Origin of the sequence: Streptomyces sp. NPDC018000, from assembly GCF_044328025.1 — a bacterium.
Taxonomy (GTDB): domain Bacteria; phylum Actinomycetota; class Actinomycetes; order Streptomycetales; family Streptomycetaceae; genus Streptomyces.
In genome coordinates, this window is the sequence record NZ_JBIRGM010000010.1 from 138,376 (window position 1) to 161,010 (window position 22,635).

20 protein-coding genes are annotated in these 22,635 nt (G+C 68.9%); 14 read left to right on the forward strand and 6 right to left on the reverse strand.

Annotation, left to right across the window (positions count from 1 at the left end):
• Positions 1 to 45 precede the first annotated feature (45 nt).
• From ftsW to ACH4EW_RS21520, 9 genes are all read left to right on the forward strand, one after another.
• Positions 46 to 1,494, forward strand: a complete 1,449-nt coding sequence (ftsW, locus tag ACH4EW_RS21480) for a putative lipid II flippase FtsW (protein ID WP_398259141.1) — start codon at positions 46 to 48, stop codon at positions 1,492 to 1,494.
• 6 nt (positions 1,495 to 1,500) lie between these two features.
• Positions 1,501 to 2,595: an undecaprenyldiphospho-muramoylpentapeptide beta-N-acetylglucosaminyltransferase gene (murG, locus tag ACH4EW_RS21485; RefSeq protein WP_266361976.1), complete on the forward strand. Its 1,095-nt coding sequence runs from the start codon at positions 1,501 to 1,503 to the stop codon at positions 2,593 to 2,595.
• 51 nt (positions 2,596 to 2,646) lie between these two features.
• Entirely contained in the window at positions 2,647 to 3,441 is a 795-nt protein-coding gene (locus ACH4EW_RS21490; RefSeq protein ID WP_398259144.1) for a cell division protein FtsQ/DivIB, read from the forward strand.
• A 277-nt stretch (positions 3,442 to 3,718) separates the two neighbouring features.
• A complete protein-coding gene (gene ftsZ / locus ACH4EW_RS21495) occupies positions 3,719 to 4,933 on the forward strand; it encodes a cell division protein FtsZ (RefSeq protein WP_398259146.1) in 1,215 nt (404 codons plus the stop codon).
• The gene (pgeF, locus tag ACH4EW_RS21500; protein WP_398259148.1) at positions 4,930 to 5,679 is read left to right on the forward strand and encodes a peptidoglycan editing factor PgeF; all 750 of its coding nucleotides are present in this window, start codon (positions 4,930 to 4,932) and stop codon (positions 5,677 to 5,679) included. Before ftsZ ends, pgeF begins: the two co-directional genes overlap by 4 nt.
• Positions 5,680 to 5,685: 6 nt before the next feature.
• Entirely contained in the window at positions 5,686 to 6,405 is a 720-nt protein-coding gene (locus tag ACH4EW_RS21505; protein ID WP_398259150.1) for a YggS family pyridoxal phosphate-dependent enzyme, read from the forward strand.
• A 126-nt stretch (positions 6,406 to 6,531) separates the two neighbouring features.
• Positions 6,532 to 7,149 carry a cell division protein SepF gene (locus ACH4EW_RS21510; protein ID WP_398259255.1) on the forward strand — a complete coding sequence of 206 codons (618 nt, stop codon included), beginning with the start codon at positions 6,532 to 6,534 and terminating at the stop codon, positions 7,147 to 7,149.
• A gap of 70 nt (positions 7,150 to 7,219) precedes the next feature.
• The gene (locus ACH4EW_RS21515) at positions 7,220 to 7,504 is read left to right on the forward strand and encodes a YggT family protein (RefSeq protein ID WP_398259152.1); all 285 of its coding nucleotides are present in this window, start codon (positions 7,220 to 7,222) and stop codon (positions 7,502 to 7,504) included.
• Positions 7,505 to 7,553: 49 nt separating this feature from the next.
• Positions 7,554 to 8,666 carry a DivIVA domain-containing protein gene (locus ACH4EW_RS21520; protein ID WP_398259154.1) on the forward strand — a complete coding sequence of 371 codons (1,113 nt, stop codon included), beginning with the start codon at positions 7,554 to 7,556 and terminating at the stop codon, positions 8,664 to 8,666.
• Positions 8,667 to 8,975: 309 nt separating this feature from the next.
• On the opposite strand, the gene ileS is transcribed toward ACH4EW_RS21520, so the two are convergent.
• Positions 8,976 to 12,209, reverse strand: a complete 3,234-nt coding sequence (gene ileS, locus ACH4EW_RS21525) for an isoleucine--tRNA ligase (protein ID WP_398259156.1) — start codon at positions 12,207 to 12,209, stop codon at positions 8,976 to 8,978.
• Between the two features lie 539 nt (positions 12,210 to 12,748).
• Between ileS and ACH4EW_RS21530 the strand changes: the two genes are divergently transcribed.
• From ACH4EW_RS21530 to ACH4EW_RS21550, 5 genes are all read left to right on the forward strand, one after another.
• The gene (locus tag ACH4EW_RS21530) at positions 12,749 to 13,537 is read left to right on the forward strand and encodes a TraR/DksA family transcriptional regulator (RefSeq protein WP_398259158.1); all 789 of its coding nucleotides are present in this window, start codon (positions 12,749 to 12,751) and stop codon (positions 13,535 to 13,537) included.
• A gap of 58 nt (positions 13,538 to 13,595) precedes the next feature.
• Positions 13,596 to 14,186: a signal peptidase II gene (gene lspA, locus ACH4EW_RS21535; protein WP_398259160.1), complete on the forward strand. Its 591-nt coding sequence runs from the start codon at positions 13,596 to 13,598 to the stop codon at positions 14,184 to 14,186.
• 23 nt (positions 14,187 to 14,209) lie between these two features.
• Positions 14,210 to 15,151 (forward strand): RluA family pseudouridine synthase, encoded by a 942-nt coding sequence (locus ACH4EW_RS21540; RefSeq protein WP_398259162.1) that lies wholly within the window; start codon positions 14,210 to 14,212, stop codon positions 15,149 to 15,151.
• Positions 15,148 to 15,624 carry a GNAT family N-acetyltransferase gene (locus ACH4EW_RS21545; protein ID WP_398259164.1) on the forward strand — a complete coding sequence of 159 codons (477 nt, stop codon included), beginning with the start codon at positions 15,148 to 15,150 and terminating at the stop codon, positions 15,622 to 15,624. Before ACH4EW_RS21540 ends, ACH4EW_RS21545 begins: the two co-directional genes overlap by 4 nt.
• 96 nt (positions 15,625 to 15,720) lie before the next feature.
• Positions 15,721 to 16,290: a dienelactone hydrolase family protein gene (locus ACH4EW_RS21550; RefSeq protein ID WP_398259166.1), complete on the forward strand. Its 570-nt coding sequence runs from the start codon at positions 15,721 to 15,723 to the stop codon at positions 16,288 to 16,290.
• 51 nt (positions 16,291 to 16,341) lie between these two features.
• On the opposite strand, the gene ACH4EW_RS21555 is transcribed toward ACH4EW_RS21550, so the two are convergent.
• The 5 genes from ACH4EW_RS21555 to ACH4EW_RS21575 all read right to left on the reverse strand — a co-directional run bounded on the left by ACH4EW_RS21555 (position 16,342) and on the right by ACH4EW_RS21575 (position 22,485).
• A complete protein-coding gene (locus ACH4EW_RS21555; RefSeq protein WP_398259167.1) occupies positions 16,342 to 17,343 on the reverse strand; it encodes a zinc metalloprotease in 1,002 nt (333 codons plus the stop codon).
• Positions 17,344 to 17,627: 284 nt separating this feature from the next.
• Complete coding sequence (locus ACH4EW_RS21560) at positions 17,628 to 19,289, reverse strand: alkaline phosphatase D family protein (protein WP_398259168.1); 1,662 nt, start codon at positions 19,287 to 19,289, stop codon at positions 17,628 to 17,630.
• 204 nt (positions 19,290 to 19,493) lie between these two features.
• Complete coding sequence (locus tag ACH4EW_RS21565) at positions 19,494 to 20,309, reverse strand: DsbA family protein (RefSeq protein ID WP_398259170.1); 816 nt, start codon at positions 20,307 to 20,309, stop codon at positions 19,494 to 19,496.
• Positions 20,310 to 20,357: 48 nt separating this feature from the next.
• On the reverse strand, positions 20,358 to 21,080 hold the full coding sequence (locus ACH4EW_RS21570; RefSeq protein ID WP_398259175.1) for a hypothetical protein: 723 nt from the start codon (positions 21,078 to 21,080) through the stop codon (positions 20,358 to 20,360).
• A gap of 70 nt (positions 21,081 to 21,150) precedes the next feature.
• Positions 21,151 to 22,485, reverse strand: coding sequence for a DUF2252 domain-containing protein (locus ACH4EW_RS21575; RefSeq protein ID WP_398259177.1), 1,335 nt, complete (start codon positions 22,483 to 22,485; stop codon positions 21,151 to 21,153).
• Between the last annotated feature and the right edge of the window lie 150 nt (positions 22,486 to 22,635).

The window sequence follows — 22,635 nt, forward strand, 5'->3', positions numbered from 1 at the left end:
CCTTGGCAGCAGCCCCGGGCACGAGCAGTGGAGGGGACAGCGACTATGCCGGCCGAAGAGAGCTCTGCCGCGCCCCGTGGGGACCGCTCACGGGCCACCGCAGCGATCAGCCGGGCGCTCACCCCGCCCCTGCTCGCGGGTGCGGGCTCCCCGGCGCTCCTCGGTCCCGCCCTGCGGGTCCGGTCGGTCACCGGCTCCCGGCGCCCCCCGGCGCCACGCTCCAAGGGGCGCTCCACCGGCAGCCCCCGCTCCCCCCGCGGCGGCGGCGTGCGGCGGATGTACGAGCAGGCACGCCGGACCTGGGACCGCCCTCTGACCGCGTACTACGTGATCCTGGGCGCCAGCCTGCTGATCACCGTGCTCGGCCTGGTGATGGTCTACTCCGCCTCGATGATCAAGGCCCTGGAGCTGGACAAACCCAGCACCTACTTCTTCCGTAAACAGTTCCTCGCCGCCGTCATCGGCGCCGGACTGATGGCGCTCGCTGCCCGGATGCCCGTCAAACTGCACCGGGCGTCCGCCTATCCGCTGCTGATGGGAACCGTCTTCCTGATGGTGCTGGTTCAGGTGCCGGGGATAGGGGTGTCGGTCAACGGCAACCAGAACTGGCTCTATCTGGGCGGCCCCTTCCAGCTCCAGCCCAGCGAGTTCGGGAAGCTCGCCCTGGTCCTGTGGGGCGCGGACCTGCTCGCCCGTAAACAGGACAAACGGCTGCTCACGCAGTGGAAGCACATGCTCGTGCCGCTCGTCCCGGTCGCCTTCATGCTCCTCGGGCTGATCATGCTCGGTGGTGACATGGGCACTGCGATCATTCTCACTGCGATCCTGTTCGGACTGCTCTGGCTGGCGGGGGCACCCACCCGGCTCTTCGCCGGGGTGCTCGCCTTCGCCGGAGCGATCGCCTTCGTACTGATCAAGACCAGCCCGAACCGGATGTCCAGGCTCGCCTGCATCGGCGCCAGCGAACCCGGCCCGGGGGATTCCTGCTGGCAGGCAGTGCACGGCATCTATGCTCTGGCGTCCGGCGGATGGTTCGGTTCCGGACTCGGTGCAAGTGTGGAAAAATGGGGTCAACTGCCCGAACCGCACACCGACTTCATCTTCGCCATCACCGGGGAGGAACTGGGGTTGGCGGGGACGCTGTCGGTACTCGCCCTCTTCGCGGCTCTAGGCTATGCGGGTATCCGCGTGGCCGGACGCACGGAGGATCCCTTCGTGAGGTACGCCGCGGGAGGTGTGACCACCTGGATCATGGTTCAGGCCGTGATCAACATTGGTGCGGTGCTCGGCCTGCTGCCGATCGCCGGTGTCCCGCTCCCGCTGTTCTCCTACGGAGGATCGGCCCTGCTGCCGACCATGTTCGCTGTGGGGCTGCTGATCGCGTTTGCGCGAGAGGATCCCGCCGCGAAGGCGGCCCTGGCCATGCGGAGGCCCGGGGTGAGATGGAAGACGATGAGACGGCGCGTCAAGAAGCGTCCGTCCGGAGAGCGGTGAATTTCGGTGCATGTCGTACTCGCCGGTGGGGGGACCGCCGGCCACATCGAGCCCGCGCTTGCCCTCGCGGACGCCCTGCGCAGGCAGGACCCGACCGTGGGAATCACTGCCCTCGGCACGGAGCGCGGACTCGAGACCAGGCTCGTACCCGAGCGGGGGTACGAACTCGCCCTGATCCCGGCCGTGCCGCTGCCGCGCAAGCCCACTCCGGAACTGATCACCGTCCCGGGACGGCTGCGCGGCACGATCAAGGCCGCCGAGCAGGTCCTGGAACGCACCAAGGCGGACTGCGTGGTCGGCTTCGGCGGCTATGTCGCCCTGCCCGGCTACCTCGCCGCCAAGCGGGCAGGTGTGCCGATCGTCGTCCACGAGGCCAACGCCCGGCCGGGCCTGGCCAACAAGATCGGCTCGCGGTACGCCCACGGGGTCGCCGTCTCCACCCCCGACAGCAAGCTGCGCGGTGCCCGCTACATCGGCATCCCGCTTCGCCGGACCATCGCCACCCTGGACCGGGCCCGGGTCCGCCCCGAGGCGCGTGCCGCCTTCGGCCTCGACCCCAACCTGCCGACGCTGCTGGTCTCCGGCGGCTCGCAGGGCGCCCGCCACCTCAACGAGGTGGTCCAGCGGGTCGCCCCGCTGCTGCAGCGCTCCGGGATCCAGATCCTGCACGTGGTCGGCCCGAAGAACGAACTGCCGCGCGTCGACAACATGCCCGGAATGCCGCCCTACATCCCGGTGCCGTACGTGGACCGGATGGATCTCGCGTACGCCGCGGCCGACATGATGCTCTGCCGCGCGGGTGCGATGACCGTCGCCGAACTCTCCGCGGTCGGGCTCCCCGCCGCCTACGTACCGCTGCCCATCGGCAACGGCGAACAGCGGCTCAACGCCCAGCCGGTGGTCAACGCCGGCGGCGGTCTGCTGGTGGACGACGCGGCGCTCACCCCCGAGTGGGTGCAGGGCAACGTCCTTCCGGTGCTCGCGGATCCGCACCGGCTGTACGAGATGTCCCGCGCGGCCGCCGAGTTCGGCCGCCGGGACGCCGACGACCTGCTCGTCGGCATGGTGTACGAGGCGATTGCCGCACGTCGTAACGCGTGAGGCGGACGGGTTCGGGGGCGATCGCCCCCGAACCCGGCGTAAGGAGCGAGCGTGGCCGGACCGACGACCGCCAAGCGCGGTGCAGCGCAGCAGAAGGGCACCCCGGCCCGCCCGCCGCGCCCAGGCTCCGAAGGGCGTAGGCGGCCCAGCCGCAGACAGCTGATCGTGATCGGCGTGCTCGTGCTGCTGCTCGCCTCCGGCGCCGTCTGGGCGCTCTACGGCTCCTCCTGGCTCCGGGCCGAACAGGTCAGGACCACCGGTGTCGACGTACTGACAGCGGCCGAGGTGGAGGCCGTCGCAGCGGTCCCGATCGGGGCCCCGCTGATCTCCGTGGACACCGACGCCATCGCCGACCGGTTGCGCCAGAAGTTGCCTCGTATCGACTCGGTGGATGTCGTACGGTCATGGCCGCACGGAATCGGACTCAAGGTGACCGAACGACAGCCGGTCCTGTTGGTGAAAAAGGGCACAAAATTCATTGAAGTGGATGCGAAAGGCGTGCACTTCGCAACGGTGGACAAATCGCCCGGACATGTACCTCTGCTGGAATTGACGCCTGATCAGTCCGCGAGTCTGCGCCGCTTCGGCAGTGCCCGGCTGGTGCGGGAAGCGGTCCGGGTCGCGGGCGAACTTCCGAGCAGCGTTGCCAGGGACACCAAGGTCGTACGGGTCACCTCGTACGACTCGATCTCCCTGGAACTCACCCGGGGTCGCACGGTGGTCTGGGGCAGCAGTGGAGAAGGTCCTGCGAAGGCAAGAGTCCTCACCGCTCTCATGAAAGCCGCTCCCAAAGCGGGACACTTCGACGTGAGTGCACCCACCGCCCCTGCGGTTTCGGGCAGTTGACGCGCATTTGGCCTGGCCAGCACCCTGGTTGGTCAGCGCTACGGTTGATCACATAGGGTGAAAAGAAAAACGGGAGGTTCGGCGTGTTCATTGAACGCGCACCACTTGTCGACTTAGTGTCCTGTTCGGAAGAGTCCACGAAGCAGACACACTGGTAACCCTAAACTTCAACGTTAGGGTTCGGGTCGGCGTTTCGGACCGTCCCAATCGGCATCCGTCGTCGCGGCGGTACTACCGCAGAGCGACGACACGTAACTCGAGGCGAGAGGCCTTCGACGTGGCAGCACCGCAGAACTACCTCGCAGTCATCAAGGTCATCGGTGTCGGCGGCGGTGGTGTCAATGCCATCAACCGAATGATCGAGGTCGGTCTCAAGGGCGTCGAGTTCATCGCGATCAACACTGATGCGCAAGCCCTGTTGATGAGCGACGCCGACGTCAAGCTGGACGTCGGCCGCGAACTCACCCGCGGCCTCGGCGCCGGGGCCAACCCGGCCGTCGGTCGCAAGGCGGCAGAGGACCACCGTGAGGAGATCGAGGAGGTCCTCAAGGGGGCCGACATGGTCTTCGTCACCGCCGGAGAGGGCGGCGGCACCGGCACGGGCGGCGCACCCGTCGTGGCCAACATCGCGCGCTCGCTCGGCGCCCTGACGATCGGCGTGGTCACCCGCCCGTTCACCTTCGAGGGCCGTCGACGCGCGAACCAGGCGGAGGACGGCATCGCCGAGCTCCGCGAAGAGGTCGACACCCTCATCGTCATTCCCAACGACCGGCTGCTGTCCATCTCGGACCGCCAGGTCAGCGTGCTCGACGCGTTCAAGTCGGCCGACCAGGTGCTGCTCTCGGGCGTCCAGGGCATCACCGACCTCATCACGACCCCGGGTCTGATCAACCTCGACTTCGCCGACGTCAAGTCGGTCATGTCCGAGGCTGGATCGGCACTCATGGGCATCGGTTCCGCCCGCGGCGACGACCGCGCGGTGGCAGCCGCGGAGATGGCGATCTCCTCGCCGCTTCTGGAGGCGTCCATCGACGGCGCCCGCGGTGTCCTGCTCTCCATCTCCGGCGGCAGCGACCTCGGCCTCTTCGAGATCAACGAGGCGGCCCAGCTGGTGAGCGAGGCCGCGCACCCCGAGGCGAACATCATCTTCGGTGCGGTCATCGACGACGCACTGGGCGACGAGGTACGCGTCACCGTGATCGCAGCGGGCTTCGACGGCGGGCAGCCGCCGGCCCGTCGGGAGAACGTCCTGGGCGCGAGCGCCACCAAGCGCGAGGAGCCGGCCCCGCCGGTCCGCGCTGCCGAGCCCGTGCGCCAGACCGGCGGGCTGGGCTCCCTGCCTCCGCGCGAGGAGCCCCCGGCCCAGGCCGAGTCCATTCCGGCGGCCAACGAGAGTCACCTGCCGCCGGTCGCTCCGCCGCACATCCCGCCGGCCCGTCCCTACCAGGACTCCCAGGCCGAAGAGCTGGATGTCCCGGACTTCCTGAAGTGATAGGTCCGCACCACGCAGTGCCCGCAGTGTCCTCCGTGGGGCGCGCACACTTCGCCTTCACCGACAGGTGGGGCGGGGTGAGCGCCGCTCCGTACGAGGAACTCAACCTCGGCGGCGCGGTCGGAGACGACCCCGTCGCCGTTCTGGCCAATCGCGGGCGCGCCGCACGGACCCTCGGTCTGGACCCGGCGCAGGTCGTCTGGATGAACCAGGTGCACGGGCGGGACGTCGCGGTCGTCGACGGCCCGTGGGCAGACGCTTCGGAGATTCCCGCGGTGGACGCGGTGGTGACCGCACGGCGCGGGCTCCCGCTCGCCGTCCTCACCGCTGACTGCACCCCCGTACTGCTGGCCGACCCGGTCGCCGGGATCGCCGCGGCAGCGCACGCGGGCCGTCCCGGTCTGGTCGCCGGAGTCGTCCCCGCCGTGGTCGAGGCCATGACCGGGCTCGGCGCCGAGCCTTCCCGGATCACCGCCCGCACTGGACCGGCGATCTGTGGACGGTGCTACGAAGTCCCGTCCCGGATGCGCGCCGAGGTCGCCGAGAGCGTCCCGGCCTCCTGGTCCGAGACCAGCTGGGGTACCCCGGCTGTGGATGTCACTGCTGGAGTCCACGCCCAGCTCGAAGCCCTCGGGGTCCAGGACCGGCAGGCATCTGCGGTCTGCACCCTCGAATCGGGCGACCACTTCTCGTACCGCCGCGACCGCACCACCGGGCGGCTCGCCGGATATGTCTGGTTGGACTGATAGGGCATGACGGACCGTAAGACTCAACTCGCCGAAAATCTGGCACGGGTGGAGGAACGCATTGCTTCCGCCTGTATCGCCGCCGGCCGCAAGCGGGAAGAAGTGACCCTCATCGTGGTCACCAAGACCTACCCCGCGAGCGATGTGCGGATTCTGCATGAACTCGGTGTGCGTCATGTCGCAGAGAATCGTGACCAGGACGCGGCACCCAAGGCAGCCGAATGTGCGGATCTGTCGCTCGCATGGCATTTTGTTGGTCAATTGCAGACGAACAAGGTTCGTTCTGTGGCGAGTTACGCCGATTTTGTGCAGTCGGTGGATCGGGCCAAATTGGTCACGGCTCTCTCGGCGGCGGCCGTGCGAGAGGGGCGCGAACTCGGCTGTCTCATCCAGGTCGCACTCGACGCGGAGAGCGGCGAGCGGGGCGACCGGGGCGGCGTCGCGCCGGACGGGATCGAGGAGTTGGCTGCCGCGGTCGAATCCGCGCCCGGACTGCGGCTCGGGGGTCTGATGACCGTCGCACCGCTCGCCGGACCGTACGCGGGACGGCAACGCGCCGCCTTCGACCGGCTGATGGAATTCTCGTCCCGCCTGCGCGGAAACCATCCGGCTGCGAACATGGTCTCCGCAGGGATGAGCGCGGACCTCGAGGAAGCGATTGCGGCCGGAGCGACACATGTGCGCGTCGGTACGGCGGTACTCGGAGTCCGACCGAGGCTCGGGTAACGTCGCCAAGCAAGTCGGACCACAGCAGAAAATATGGTCATTCCCGCCTTTGGCGGGCAGGCCTCAGTGGATCGCGGGGCACTTGGTGACAGATGCCGATCCACCACAGAGCGGAGGACTCAGAGCATGGCCGGCGCGATGCGCAAGATGGCGGTCTACCTCGGCCTCGTGGAGGACGATGGGTACGACGGTCCGGGGTTCGACCCCGACGACGAATTCGAACCCGAGCCGGAGCCCGAGCGTGACCGGCGGCGGCACCAGCCCGCGCATCAGGTGGAGCGGGACCGGGAACGGGACGAACCGGTGCGAGTGGCGCAGCCTCCCGCACAGCGGGAGCCGGTTCAGATCCCGGTGGAGAGGGAACGACCCGCCCGAATCGCACCCGTGGCATCCATCACACCCGAACGCCCGAACATGGAGAAGAACGCACCGGTGATCATGCCCAAGGTTGTGTCCGAGCGGGAGCCCTACCGCATCACGACGTTGCACCCCCGGACCTACAACGAGGCCCGTACCATCGGGGAACACTTCCGCGAGGGCACTCCGGTGATCATGAATCTCACTGAGATGGACGATACGGACGCAAAGCGACTTGTCGACTTTGCTGCAGGGCTCGTCTTCGGTCTCCATGGCAGCATTGAGCGCGTGACGCAGAAGGTGTTCCTGCTGTCGCCTGCTAACGTCGATGTCACGGCGGAGGACAAGGCCCGTATTGCTGAGGGCGGATTCTTCAACCAGAGCTGAGAACACGACACCGGGAACGACCCGGCCGTAGGGCCGGAGCTACGAGAGCCAGGGGAGAGGGAAGCGCGAAATGGGCGTCGCACTGCAGGTTGTCTATATCGCGTTGATGTGTTTCCTCATCGTGCTGATCTTCCGGCTGGTCATGGACTACGTCTTCCAGTTCGCACGTTCATGGCAGCCCGGCAAGCCGATGGTGGTCATACTCGAGGCCACCTACACGATCACCGATCCGCCGCTCAAGCTTCTGCGGCGGTTCATCCCGCCGCTGCGTCTCGGGGGCGTGGCACTCGACCTGTCCTTCTTCGTTCTGATGATCATCGTCTACATCCTGATCAACATCGTGATCAAGCTGTGAGCGATACGGTCTTGCCGACTGCCGACGACTACGTAGAGGTGAAGAAGAGATGCCGCTGACTCCTGAGGACGTGCGGAACAAGCAGTTCACGACCGTCCGCCTCCGAGAAGGCTATGACGAGGACGAGGTCGATGCCTTCCTCGACGAGGTCGAGTCCGAGCTGACCCGCCTGCTCCGTGAGAACGAGGACCTGCGCGCCAAGCTGGCCGCCGCCACGCGTGCCGCCGCGCAGAACCAACAGCAGCAGGGGATGCGCAAGCCGGAGCCGCAGGACCGGCCCGGGGCACCTGTGCCCGCCGCCATATCGGGTCCGCCGGTCCAGCAGCAGCCCCCGCAGATGGGCCCGCCCCAGCTGCCCGGTGGTGCTCCGCAGCTGCCCGCCGGTCCCAGCGGTCACGGTCCTGGTCCCCAGGGCCCGCACGGCCCCGGTCCGATGCAGGGCGGCCCCATGGGTGGCCCGATGGGCGGCCCCATGGGCGGTCACGCCCCGCAGCAGCAGATGCAGCAGCCGCCGCAGATGCAGCAGCCCGGTCAGGGCCCCGGTGGCGACAGCGCCGCCCGTGTCCTCTCACTCGCGCAGCAGACGGCCGACCAGGCGATCGCGGAGGCCCGTTCCGAGGCCAACAAGATCGTCGGCGAGGCGCGCAGCCGCGCCGAGGGCCTGGAGCGGGACGCGCGTGCCAAGGCGGACGCGCTGGAGCGGGACGCGCAGGAGAAGCACCGCGTGGCGATGGGCTCGCTGGAGTCGGCCCGCGCGACGCTGGAGCGCAAGGTCGAGGATCTGCGTGGCTTCGAGCGCGAGTACCGGACCCGGCTGAAGTCCTACCTGGAGAGCCAGCTGCGCCAGCTGGAGACCCAGGCCGACGACTCGCTGGCTCCGCCGCGGACCCCGGCGACCGCTTCGCTGCCGCCGTCGCCCTCGCTGGCTCCGGCCGGTGCGGGTGCCATGAGCCACACCATGGGCGGCAACCACGGCGGTCACGGCAACCAGCAGATGGGCGGCAACCCGTCCATGAGCGGTGCGCCCTCGTACGGTGGCCAGCAGCAGATGTCGCCGGCGATGACCCAGCCGATGGCGCCGGTGCGGCCGCAGGCGCCGCAGCCGATGCAGCAGGCTCCTTCGCCGATGCGTGGGTTCCTGATCGACGAGGACGACAACTGAGCCGGGCGCGCGCGGTGAGCGCGTAGCCGTCGGCAGGCTGAGGGCCGGGCCCCGGGATTTTCCCGGGGCCCGGCCCTTTTGCCGTGGGCGGCGGGTGGGGTGCGGGCGGGATGCCTGCGGCGGGCTTGTTCCCTTGCCCGCCCCTGTCCGTAACCGGGACTCTGCCCCCGGGCCGGACCCCTGCTTCTCAAACGTCGGAGGGGCTTGAGTGTGCGGGGTGGCTCGGGTTTGCCGGGAGGACGACGGAGGCCCGCCCGGAACACTTGTCCGGGCGGGCCTCCGCCGGGTTTGGGCTACTGCTCCGTCCGGCTACTGCTCCGTCTTGCGGAGCCGGAACGTCAGGGACAGGCCCTCGTCCTCGAACGGGGTGCCGTATGCCGTGTCCGCATCGCCCTGCGCGTAGTCCAGCGCCAGGACCTCGTCCGCGATCAGGGCCGCGTGTTCGGTCAGGGCCTCCACCGTGGCGGGGGAGGTGGACGTCCAACGGACGGCGATGCGGTCCGCGACGTCCAGGCCGCTGTTCTTGCGGGCCTCCTGGATGAGCCGGATCGCGTCACGGGCGAGGCCCGCGCGCCGCAGTTCCGGGGTGATCTCCAGGTCCAGGGCGACCGTCGCGCCCGAGTCGGACGCCACCGACCAGCCCTCGCGCGGAGTCTCGGTGATGATCACCTCGTCGGGGGAGAGGGTGACCGTCTCGCCGTCCACCTCGACCGATGCCGTGCCCGCGCGCAAGGCCAGCGAGAGGGCCGCCGCGTCGGCGTTCGCGACCGCCTTGGCAACCGCCTGGACGCCTTTGCCGAACCGCTTGCCGAGCGCACGGAAGTTCGCCTTCGCCGTCGTGTCGACCAGCGAGCCGCCGCCCGCTTGACCGGCGGAGGAATCAGTGAGCGAGGCCAGCGAGGAGACGTTCAGCTCCTCCGTGATCTGGGCGTGCAGTTCGGGGGAGAGGGACTCGAAGCCCGCCGCCGCGACCAGGGCCCGGGACAGCGGCTGGCGGGTCTTGACGCCCGACTCGGCGCGGGTGGCGCGGCCCAGCTCGACCAGGCGGCGGACCAGTGCCATCTGGGTGGAGAGTGTCGGGTCGATGACCGCGAGGTCCGCCTTCGGCCAGGCGGACAGGTGGACCGACTCGGGGGCGTCCGGGGTGACCGGAGCCACCAGGTCCTGCCAGACCCGCTCGGTGATGAACGGAGTGAGCGGGGCCATCAGCCGGGTCACCGTCTCGATGACCTCGTGCAGGGTGCGCAGCGCCGCCTTGTCGCCCTGCCAGAAGCGGCGGCGCGAGCGGCGTACGTACCAGTTGGACAGATCGTCGACGAACGCGGACAGGAGCTTGCCGGCGCGCTGTGTGTCGTAACCCTCCAGAGCCTGAGTGACCTGATCCACCAGCGCGTTCAGCTCGCTCAGCAGCCAGCGGTCCAGGACCGTGCGGTCCGCAGGGGCCGGGTCGGCCGCGGAGGGCGCCCAGTGGGACGTACGGGCGTACAGGGCCTGGAAGGCAACCGTGTTCCAGTACGTCAGGAGGGTCTTGCGGACGACCTCCTGGATCGTGTTGTGGCCGACGCGGCGCGCCGCCCACGGAGAGCCCCCCGCCGCCATGAACCAGCGCACCGCGTCAGCGCCGTGCTGATCCATGAGAGGGATCGGCTGAAGGATGTTCCCGAGGTGCTTGGACATCTTGCGGCCGTCCTCGGCGAGGATGTGGCCCAGGCAGACCACGTTCTCGTAGGACGACTTGTCGAAGACCAGCGTGCCGACCGCCATCAGTGTGTAGAACCAGCCGCGGGTCTGGTCGATGGCCTCCGAGATGAACTGCGCCGGGTAGCGGCTCTCGAAGATCTCCTTGTTCTTGTACGGGTAGCCCCACTGCGCGAACGGCATCGAGCCCGAGTCGTACCAGGCGTCGATGACCTCCGGGACGCGGTACGCCTCCAGCTGGCAGTTCTCGTGCGAGCAGGTGAACGTGATCTCGTCGATGAAAGGGCGGTGCGGGTCAAGACCGGAGAGGTCGGTGCCGGCGAGCTCGCTGAGTTCGGCGCGCGAGCCGACGCATGTGAGGTGGCTGTCCTCGCAGCGCCAGATCGGCAGCGGGGTGCCCCAGTAGCGGTTACGGGACAGCGCCCAGTCGACGTTGTTGTTCAGCCAGTCGCCGAAGCGGCCGTTCTTGACCGAATCAGGGAACCAGTTGGTCTTTTCGTTCTCTTCGAGCAGCCGGTCCTTGATGGCGGTCGTACGGATGTACCAGGACGGCTGCGCGTAGTAGAGCAGCGCGGTGTGGCAGCGCCAGCAGTGCGGGTAGGTGTGCTCGTAAGGGACGTGCCGGAAGAGCTTGCCGCGGGCGGCCAGGTCTTCGGTGAGCGCCTCGTCGGCCTTCTTGAAGAAGACGCCGCCGACCAGCGGCAGGTTCTCCTCGAAGGTGCCGTCGGGGCGGACCGGGTTCACGACCGGGAGGCCGTAGGCGCGGCAGACGACGAGGTCGTCGGCGCCGAAGGCGGGGGACTGATGGACCAGACCCGTACCGTCCTCGGTCGTCACGTACTCGGCGTTGACCACGTAATGGGCCTCAGCCGGGCTGCGTCCATCGCTTCCCTCGCTCACGCTCGGGCTGCGTCCATCGCTTCCCTCGCTCACGCTCGGGAAGTCGACCAGGGTGAACGGGCGCTCGTACTTCCAGCGTTCCATCTCGCGGCCGGTGAAGGTCTGGCCGGTGGTCTCCCAGCCCTCGCCCAGCGCCTTCTCGACGAGCGGCTGCGCGACGACGAGCTTCTCCTCGCCGTTGGTCGCGACGACGTAGGTGACGTCGGGGTGCGCGGCGACGGCGGTGTTGGAGACCAGGGTCCAGGGGGTGGTCGTCCAGACGAGGAGCGAAGCCTCGCCGGCCAGCGGGCCGGATGTGAGGGGGAAGCGTACGAAGACCGACGGGTCGACGACGGTCTCGTAACCCTGTGCCAGCTCGTGGTCCGAGAGACCGGTGCCGCAGCGGGGGCACCAGGGGGCGACGCGGTGGTCCTGGACCAGCAGGCCCTTGTTGAAGATTTCCTTCAGCGACCACCACACCGACTCGACGTACTCGGGGTCCATCGTGCGGTACGCGTCGTCGAGGTCGACCCAGTAGCCCATCCGGGTCGTGAGCTCGGTGAACGCGTCAGTGTGACGGGTCACGGACTCGCGGCACTTGGCGTTGAACTCGGCGATGCCGTACGCCTCGATGTCCTTCTTGCCGTTGAAGCCCAGCTCCTTCTCGACCGCGAGCTCGACCGGCAGTCCGTGGCAGTCCCAGCCGGCCTTGCGACCGACGTGGTAGCCCTGCATGGTGCGGAAGCGGGGGAAGACGTCCTTGAAGACGCGGGCCTCGATGTGGTGCGCGCCGGGCATGCCGTTGGCGGTGGGCGGGCCCTCGTAGAAGACCCACTCGGGGCGGCCCTCGGACTGTTCGAGGCTCTTGGCGAAGACCTTGCTCTCGTGCCAGAAATCGAGCACGGCGTGCTCCAGCGCGGGCAGGTCGACCTGGGCGGGTACCTGGCGGTACTGCGGCGATGTCATGGGCGGACTTCCTCCGGCGGACGTTTTCCACTTCCGTCGGAGGGACGAGAGCCTCATCGACTCCCGCGGTACCACCCTCCTTGGCCCCGGGTGTGCACCCGTGGCCCCCTCATTGGGTCGCGATGCCGGTTCTACTCGCCTTGCGGCTTTCTTCCGACGGCTCCGGGTGATCTTCACGACGCGCTCGCCCCCGGGCTCGCACCGTCCCCGGGTCGCTCCTGGCTGCGTACGACGCTACTCGTCCCATCCACGCCTCTCGCTGAGGCCAGTGTACGGGCCCGTACGGGCGACGGCCGACCGGTTTAACCCATGGGGCGGGGCATGACCCGAATGGGCAGACGCGGACGTACGCCTTCCGGCGGGGGGCCGGAAGGCGGATTACCCGGCGGGGAGCTGGGCACAACCGATTCAGGCACGTCGGTATCCGGACACGGGGAGGGGCGGTTCGGCGGCGTGCCCCGTTGCCGCGGGGCTGGTGTCGATTTATCGTCCCAGCACGATTCGCGTGCAAGATCACAATATGTGAAGGGGCCGCGGCCATGGTGGCGAAGAAGACCGCCGCAAAGAAGTCGGCGTCAGCGAGACCCACGGGTGCAGCGGCCGGGAGGACGAGCGGAGAGGCGGGTACGGAGGCCGTCCCCGAGGGTGGCCGGACGGTGGCGGCGAAGAAGACCGCGGCGAAGAAGACCGCAGCCCGGAAGCGGGCGGCGCCTGCCGAGCACGCGGCGCAGGCCAAGAAGGCACCTGCGAAGAAGATCGCGGCCAAGAAGGCTTCGAAAAGGGCCGCTGCGGCGGCCACGGTGGCGGCCGAGGCCGCCGAGCAGACGGGAGCCCACACGGTGGTAGCCAAGAAGAGCGCGGCCCGGACCCGCACGGCCGGCAAGGGCGCGGCGCCCGTGCCCCCGGCCCGCGGAACCGCCACGACGGCCTCCGGCGAGCTGGCGGTCCGGCCGGGTGAGGACCCGTGGACGCCGGAAGAGGTCGAAGAGGCACGGGCCGTGCTGAGCAGCGAGATCATGCGGCTGCGCAGCGAGCTGGAGGCCGCGAGTGCCGCACTCGCGGGGCTGATGCGCGACCCCGGCGACGGGGCGGGTGACGACGAGGCGGACACCGGCACCAAGAACATCACTCGCGAGCACGAGATGTCGCTCGCCGCCAACGCCCAGGAGATGCTCGACCAGACCGAACGCGCGCTGGCCCGGCTCGACGCCGGGACGTACGGACTGTGCGAGGTCTGCGGTAATCCGATCGGCAAGGCGCGGATGCAGGCGTTCCCCCGCGCCACGCTCTGCGTCGAGGACAAGCAGAAGCAGGAGCGACGCACTTGATCCGTGGCTGGGTGTCGTACTCTCGTCCTCAGTCAGGAACCTAGGTTGAGGGACTCACGTGGCAGACGCGGAGCGCATCATCGGTACGCCGGAAATCCCCGATGCTGAGGGGACCGAAGGAGGCGAGGCCGCGGACCGGGTCGAGGAGACGGCCCCGAGCACGGGCAAGCGGAAGGTCATGGTGCTCTTCGTCGTGGCCGTCGTCGCCTATCTGCTCGATCTGATCAGCAAGATAATCGTGGTCGAGAAACTCGAACACCACCCGCCGATCGAGATCCTCGGCGACTGGCTGAAGTTCGACGCGATCCGCAACCCGGGCGCCGCGTTCGGTATCGGTGAGGCCTTCACGGTCATCTTCACCTTCATCGCGGCGACCGTCATCGTCGTCATCGCCCGCCTCGCCCGCAAGCTCTACAGCCTGCCGTGGGCCATTGCGCTCGGCCTGCTGCTCGGTGGTGCGCTCGGCAACCTCACCGACCGCATCTTCCGTGCTCCCGGCGCCTTCCAGGGCGCGGTGGTGGACTTCATCGCCCCCGCGCACTTCGCCGTCTTCAACCTCGCCGACTCCGCGATCGTCTGCGGCGGCGTCCTGATCGTGATCCTTTCCTTCAAGGGCCTGGACCCCGACGGCACCGTGCACAAGGACTAGCGGGCGCAAGGCATACTCGACAGGTGAGTACGTATCCCGAGGTCCGCACCCTGCCCGTACCCGACGGTCTGGAGGGCGAGCGTGTCGACGCCGCCATTTCCCGGATGTTCGGTTTCTCCCGCACCAAGGCCGCCGACCTGGCAGCTGCCGGGAAGGTGCAGGTGGACGGCGCGGTGGTCGGGAAGTCCGAGCGGGTGCGGGGCGGCGCCTGGCTGGAAGTGGAGATGCCGCAGGCACCCGCTCCGGTGCAGATCGTCGCCGAGCCCGTAGAGGGTATGGAGATCGTGCACGACGACGACGACATCGTCGTGATCGTGAAGCCGGTCGGGGTCGCCGCCCACCCGAGCCCCGGCTGGACCGGCACGACCGTCATCGGCGGTCTCGCCGCGGCCGGGTACCGGATCTCGACGTCCGGCGCCGCCGAGCGCCAGGGCATCGTCCACCGTCTCGACGTCGGCACCTCCGGCCTGATGGTCGTCGCCAAGTCCGAGCGGGCCTACACCCTGCTGAAAGCGCAGTTCCGCGACCGGGTCGTCGAGAAGAGGTACAACGCGCTGGTGCAGGGCCACCCCGACCCGATGAGCGGCACCATCGACGCCCCCATCGGGCGCCACCCCAACCTCGACTACAAGTGGGCCGTCACGGCCGAGGGCAAGCCCTCCGTGACGCACTACGACCTCATCGAGGCCTACCGCGCCGCCAGCCTCCTGGACATCAAGCTGGAGACGGGCCGTACGCACCAGATCCGGGTGCACATGTCGGCCCACCGTCACCCCTGCGTCGGTGACCTCACCTATGGCGCCGATCCGACGATGGCCAAGCGCCTCGGCCTGACGAGGCAGTGGCTGCATGCCGTCCGGCTCGGCTTCGAGCACCCGTCCGACGGCAGCTGGGTGGAGTTCTCCAGCAACTACCCGGACGACCTCCAGCAGGCCCTGGACAGGGTCGCGGCGGAGAGCGAATGACCGGCACGTCTGCTCCGTGCACCACCCGTACCGTCGTCGAGGAGCAGGACCGCGCCGCCTGTTTCCAGCTCCGCAAGGAGGTCTTCGTCGGTGAGCAGAACGTGCCCGAGGAGCTCGAGTACGACGCCTACGACACTGACGCGGTGCATGTGATCGCCGTCGCGGCGGACGGCTCCGCGCTCGGTACGGGGCGGCTGCTGCACGGCCCGGACGCCGCTGCCAAAACCGGCGGCGACCTCACCGTGGGCTCGCTCGGCCGACTGGCGGTGATCAAGGAGGCGCGCGGTCTCGGCGTCGGCGTGGCGCTGGTGCGGGCCATCGAGGACGCGGCTCGTGAGCTCGGTCTGGCCGCCGTCGATCTGCACGCCCAGACCCATGCGCTCGGCTTCTACGAGCGGCTCGGGTATGTGGCGTACGGCCCCGAGATCCCGGAAGCCGGGATCTCGCACCGGGCGATGCGCCGCGCTCTGTAGCGAGGGGACAAGGCCGGATACCGGCCCGGCGGACGCAGTACGTTCGTCATCCCGTCGTTCTCCGTGTTTCCGGCCGTAGCTGGCACCATTGGCCCCATGAACATCATGCTTTTCCACTCGACGTACGGTCTGCGCCCCGCGGTGCACGCGGCCGCAGACCGGCTGCGCGCAGCCGGGCACGAGGTGCAGGTGCCCGATCTCTTCGAGGGGCGCACCTTTGAAACCGTCGAGGAGGGCATGGCCTTCAAGGAAGAGGTGGGCAAGGACGAGCTGCTCAGGCGTGCCGTGCTGGCGGCTGCGCCCTACTCCGACCGGGGCCTGGTGTACGCGGGTTTCTCTTTCGGGGCGTCCACCGCGCAGACCCTGGCGCTCGGTGACGAGAAGGCGCGCGGTCTGCTGCTGTTCCACGGCACCTCGGACATCGCCGAGAACGCCTCGGTGGACGAACTGCCCGTACAGCTGCATGTCGCGGACCCGGACCCGTTCGAGACGCACGACTGGCTGAACTCCTGGTATCTGCAGATGCAGCGGACCGGTGCCGATGTCGAGATCTACCGCTATCCGGGCGCGGGTCATCTCTTCACGGATCCCGAACTGCCGGACCACGACGCGGCCTCGGCCGAGCTGGCCTGGAAGGTCGCGCTCGGCTTCCTCGCCACGCTCTGACCGCGCCAAGGGCCCCGCCCGGTGCGGGGCCCTTCGGACGGACAGGGCGGATCAGCCCCGGTAGGCGATCCAGCTGTCGCTCATCCGCTGAACCTGGCCCGCGGTGAACTGGTACATGCACGAGTCGTACGTGTAGTCCATGAAGTTGTGAATCGGGTCGACCCCTGTCTTGTTGGTGCAGGTGTCGCGCCCGGTCGGGCACTCGAACGCCGCGCTCTTCTCGGCGGGAGTGTCGGAGACGTAGTCGCCGCTGCCGCTGCAGCCGCCCTGGAAGGTGTGGTAGAGACCCATCCAGTGGCCGACCTCGTGGGTGGCGGTGTCGCCCTCGTTGTAGTTGGCGGCGGAGCCGCCGGGCAGCGAGGCGTCGAGGATGACGACGCCGTCCATGCTCGGGCTGGAGGCGTACGAGCTGGGGAAGGTGGCCCAGCCGAGCAGGCCGCCGCCGAGGTTGGCGGTGTAGATGTTGAGCGCGTTCTTGCCGCCCCTGCGCAGCGTCGACTTCATCGACTTCTCGGCGGCGGAGCCCGATGAGAGGTTGTACCAGGTGGCGTTGTCCGTGTAGTCGGTGCCGGCCAGCGAGAACTGGAAGCCGGAATCGGTGTTGCCGGTGCCCTGGCCGCTGTAGGCCGCGTTCAGCACGTTCATCTGGCTGCTGACGTCGCCCGCGGTGAGCTTGCCGGTGGAGCCGGAGTGGATGACGTGGAAGTAGACCGGGATGGTCGCTCCGGCGGCGAGCGTGGAGCCGCTTCCCCGGCGGTCCGCGAGTCTCTCCTTGAGCTTTGTGTCCATGGCCTTGGCCTGGGACGCGGTGAGTTCATTGGGGTCTGCGGCGTGCTCGGTGCCCGAGGGGCGGGCCTCGCGCGCGGCGGCGTTGGTACCCGCCTCGCTCGCGCACTTCTCGGCGGACGCGGCGGACGTGGAGGAGGTGGACGCCTTTGCGGCGGCGGAGCCGGTGGAAGCGGAGAGCGGTGCCAGGGCCAGGGTTCCGGCCAGGACGGCGGTGCCGATCGCACGGTTACGTATACGCGGCGATATACGGGCAAGAGCGCGCACAGGGACTCCTCGCGGATGTGTGGGGAGGGATTTCCTCACCCGCCGCCCGGAGATTACGTGTGCATGTCATATCGGGACGAGAATCGATCAAGCCCAATCGATCGTGGGGCAAACCGGGGAAACGGGAAGAAATAATTCTGTGCGCTCCAGAGTTTGAGACGCGGACGTAACGTCCCGCGTTGCCCCGGCGGGCGGTCTGTCCCCATTGGGGCCGGGAGACGCACCACCCGCCGTAGCGATGTAATACACCGTCAACATGCACCGGATTGGCTGAAAATAGACCCTCAGCGCACCGGACGGTCCACCCGCTCGACTTTCTGCGTCCCACTGAGCGTCCGGTACGAACGCGTCCAGGTGGAGGTCGCGTCCCGCTTCCTCTTGTCGGAGACCGTGTAGTAGTCCATCTGCGAGCGCTCGGCGGTCACATCGAGGACGCCGTAGCCGTGCGAGTCCATGTCCACCCACTTCACATGGCGGTTGGCGGCCTTGACCGCCGTGGCGGCGACCACCGAGAGGGTCTGCGGCGCGACGTGCAGGACGTCGTCGAGATTGTCCGACGTCACCGACGTCACCACGAACTCGGTGGCGGCCGACGCCGAGAGGGGATACGTCGCCGCCTTCACCGGTACGTCATTGGCCCACGCCATGTGGATGTCGCCGGTCAGGAAGACCGTGTTGGTGATCGACCGGTCCCGCAGATGCGCGATCAGCTCCTTGCGGTCGTCCGTGTAGCCGTCCCACTGGTCGACACTGACGGCCAGACCCTCCTTGGGCAGCCCCAGCAGCTCGGCCAGTGGCTCCAGCAGATGCGCGGGTACGGAACCGAACGCGACCGGCGAGATCATCACCGACGTGCCGACCAGCTTCCAGGTGGCGTCCGAGCCGGCCAGGCCCGACTTCAGCCAGTCCAGCTGCGCCCGGCCGGTGATCGTGCGATCCGGGTCGTCGACCGAGCCGTTGCCGATCGTCGACTGCTGGGAGCGGAAGGTGCGCAGATCGAGGAGGTGGAGATCGGCCAGGTTGCCGAAGCGCAGCCGCCGGTAGACGGTGCCCTCGGTGGAGGCGCGGACCGGCATCCACTCGAAGTACGCCTGCTTGGCGCCCGCGACCCGGTCGGCCCAGGAGCCCTCCGTGTCCGGTGTGTGGTTCTCGGCCCCGCCCGACCAGGTGTCGTTGGCAACCTCGTGGTCGTCCCAGATCGCGATCACCGGGTGGGCGGCGTGCAGGGCCTGGAGGTCGGGGTCCGTCTTGTAGTTGCCGTGCCGGGTGCGGTAATCGGCGAGGGTCAGGATCTCGTGCTTGGGCTCGTGCGGTCGTACGACGTACTTCGCGTCCGGGAAAGTGCCCGATGCGTACTCGTAGATGTAGTCGCCGAGATGGAGGACCGCATCGAGATCGGCGCGGGCGGCGAGATGCCGGTACGGGGAGAAGAACCCCGACTCCCAGTTGGCGCACGACACCACGCCGAAGCGCACACCGGGCGTGGCAGCCCGGGCCGCGGGCGCGGTACGGGTGCGGCCCGTCGGCGAGAGGGTCTCCGTACCGTCGCCCGCCGAGAAGCGGAACCAGTACGCGGTGGCCGGGCTCAGCCCCCGCACATCGGCCTTGACGGTGTGGTCGGAAGCGGCCCTCGCGACGGTCGTGCCCCGGGCGACGACGCGGGCGAACTCCTTGTCCTCCGCGACCTCCCAGCGCACCGCCGTATCGGCGCCACGGCCGGAGCCGGGCACGGCGTCGGGGGTCGGGGTGACGCGGGTCCACAGGAGTATGCCGTCGGGCAGGGGGTCGCCGGAGGCGACGCCGTGCAGGAAGGCGGGCCCGTCCGCGGCACGCGCGGTGGTCGCGGCGCCCAGCACGGGGGCCGCAACCGCCGTGGCGGCAGCGGCCTTGACGACCGTGCGGCGGCTCGGGGCGGATATCGGCGAAGAAAGGTGTCGACTCGTCATGGAGGAGCACCCTACTGACCGGTAAGGCGAACGGGCAGGCGAATGAGGGAAGTTCGCCTGCCCGTCGGAGTTCCGCTGCCGGGAATTCGCCCTCGGTCAGGGTGTGTTTCGGGAGTCCTGTCCGGCCGGAGGCGTCCGGCACGCACGCTCCAGACGCCCCCGGGCCCCGCCCTGCGAGCGGACGACGCTACTTCGAAATACGCGCTAGCCCTTCAGCGCCTTGTCGATCGCGGTGTTGAATTCGGCCACCGTCGACGGCGCGTTCTTGCCGTCCGCGCCGGTGACCGTCTTGCCGTCCATCTTCAGCGTCGGGGTGCCCTGCACGCCGCTCTTCTCGAACGCCTCGGTCATCTTCACCACCCAGCCGTCGAACGTGCCGTCCTCGACGTCCTTCCGGAACTCCTTGTTGTTCTTCAGGGTGTCGACCGAGTCGGCGATCTTGAGCAGGTACGCGTCGTCCTTGAACTTGTCGTCGCTCTCCGCCGGGTGGAACTTCTCGGAGTAGAGCGCGGCCTTGTAGTCGAGGAAGGCATCCGGGCTGACATTGAGCGCCGCGCCGAGTGCGCTCAGCGCGTTCTTCGAGCCCTCGCCGGGGATGGCGTTGTCGAGGAACGTGGCTCCGACGTACTTGACCTTGTACTTCCCGGCTTCGAGGTCCTTGCGCATCGTCTCGCCGATGGACTGCTCGAGCGTGGCACAGATCGGGCACCGCGCGTCCTCGTACACTTCGAGGGTCTTCTTGGCGCTCGGCTTGCCGATCACGACGTTCGTGCCGTTGGGGCCCGACGTGTTCTTCGGCGCAGTGACGTTCTTCGCGTCCTTCGCCGCCTCCCACTGGTCGGGCTTGTTCATCTGCATGACACCCCAGCCGACACCGCCGGCGATCGCCAGCACGGCGACGATCGAGACGCCGACGACGATCTGCCTGCGGGTCTTTTCCTTCTTGGCCTGGCGCTCGCGCTCGGCGCGCAGACGCTCGCGGGCTGCCGTCTTATTGGCCTGGCTGTTGCGCTTGCTCATGTTTGTTTCTCCATGGAGTGGGTGGTACGTCGTCAGGGATGTGCGTGCTCAGGCGATGGCGCAGGCCGAGCGCGGCGGTCCCCTCCGTTCCACGGAGTGCACGAGCAGACGGGCGTGTACGAGCAGGTGCGGGCCATATCCGGCGGGGCGCACTTCGCGGTGTACGGAGCGGCGGGCCGTACCCACCACGGCGACCGCGATCAGCAGCGGCCGGAAAGCCAGGACGGCGACGGCGCCCAGCAGGCCGACGAGCGCGGACTCGCCGCGCCGGAGCCAGGCCGCGGCGAGCAGACCGACCGTCACATGGGCGGCGAGCAGCAGCCACGGCACCGCGGGGCCGGGGGAGGCCAGCAACTCGGCCGCCGTGTGTCCGGCGCCGGTCACCGAGGCGATCGGGGTTCCGGCGCCGCCGAGGTGCGCCGCATTGGCGCCGATGTCACCGCCGTCGCACAGCACATCGACGCCGACCGAGCGCAGCGGCCCCGCGATCGGGCCGCCTGCCGCGCCGTAACAGAGGTGCTGGCCGGTGGTGAAGACGGTGTCGGCGGCCAGCTCCATCGGAACCAGCAGGCCGGCGATCGCCCCGAAGCCGCGCTCCCGGCCGGCCAGCGCGTACGCCACGGCGAAGACCACGCCGGCCAGCAGGGCGACGACGGTCAGCGGCAGCGAGACCTGGGAGAGCAGCACATGGGACGCAGCGGAAAGCGTCACGACGAGCGCTGTGAAAAGCGCCGCGCGAACGACCCTGAGATGCGTCCCGGATATGTCCATCGTCGAGGAGTGTCGCATGCGAACCTGTAGATGGCCCCCGAAGGGGGCACACACAGGCCCGAGCGGTGGACTACAGCCCCGGAATGCGGCCGTTGCGGAAGAGGTCCACAAAGATCTGGTGATCGGCGCGGGCCCGGGCGCCGTAGCTGTGGGCGAAGTCCACCAACAGGCCGGCGAAGCCCTCCTCGTCCGCCGCTATTGCCGCGTCGATCGCCCGCTCCGTGGAGAACGGCACCAGCGAGTGGCCGCTCTCGTCGTCCGCCGCGGAGTGCATCGTCGCCGTCGCCCGGCCGAGGTCGGCGACGACCGCGGCGATCTCCTCCGGCTCGTCGATGTCGGACCAGTCCAGGTCGACCGCGTACGGAGAAACTTCGGCGACCAGCTGCCCGGCCCCGTCCAGCTCGGTCCAGCCGAGCCACGGGTCGGCGTGCGCCTGGAGGGCGCGCTGCGAGATGACCGTGCGGTGGCCCTCGTGCTGGAAGTACTCGCGCACGGCGGCATCGGTGATGTGCCGGGAGACCGCGGGGGTCTGCGCCTGCTTGAGATAGATCACCACATCGTTCTCCAGGGCGTCGCTGTTGCCCTCCAGAAGGATGTTGTACGAGGGCAGTCCGGCCGAACCGATGCCGATGCCGCGACGGCCGACGACATCCTTCACCCGGTACGAGTCGGGGCGGGTCAGGCTCGACTCCGGCAGCGTCTCCAGATAGCCGTCGAAAGCGGCCAGCACCTTGTAGCGCGTCGCCGCGTCCAGATCGACCGAGCCGCCGCCCGCCGCGAACCGGCGCTCGAAGTCCCGGATCTCCGTCATCGAGTCCAGCAGTGAGAACCGGGTCAGCGACCGGGCGTCGCGCAGCGCGCCCAGCAGCGGGCCCTGTGCCGTGTCCAGCGTGAAGGGCGGCAGCTCCGCCGTGTTGCCGCTCTTCACGCCCGCCGCCAGTGCGTGGATCCGCTCACGGTAGGCCGCCGCGTAGACCCGGACCAGCTCGGTGATCTGGTCGTCACCGAGCGCCTTCGCGTACCCGATCAGCGCGACGGAGGCGGCGAACCGCTTGAGGTCCCAGGTGAACGGGCCGACATACGCCTCGTCGAAGTCGTTCACATTGAAGATCAGCCGGCCGTTGGCGTCCATGTACGTGCCGAAGTTCTCCGCGTGCAGATCGCCGTGGATCCATACCCGGCCGGTCCGCTCGTCCAGGTACGGGCCGCCGTGCCGCTCCCGCTCCAGGTCGTTGTAGAACAGGCATGCCGTGCCCCGGTAGAAGGCGAACGCCGAGCCCGCCATCTTGCGGAACTTGACCCGGAAGGCAGCCGGATCGGCGGCCAGCAGCTCCCCGAACGCGGTGTCGAAAACCTCAAGAATCTGCTCCCCGCGCTGCGCTGCGCCGGTCTGCGCTTCCGACATCTCTGGGTGCCTCCTGGTACCTGACGTGCATGAAAAATGAGACGGTCGGTCTCAGCCCCTTCAACGCGCGACCCCACCGGGGAGTGCCCCTTGGTTGTCACCCCGGAGACGTAGACTTCCAGGCTGTCCCCCCAGTCCGTCATCGCCAGT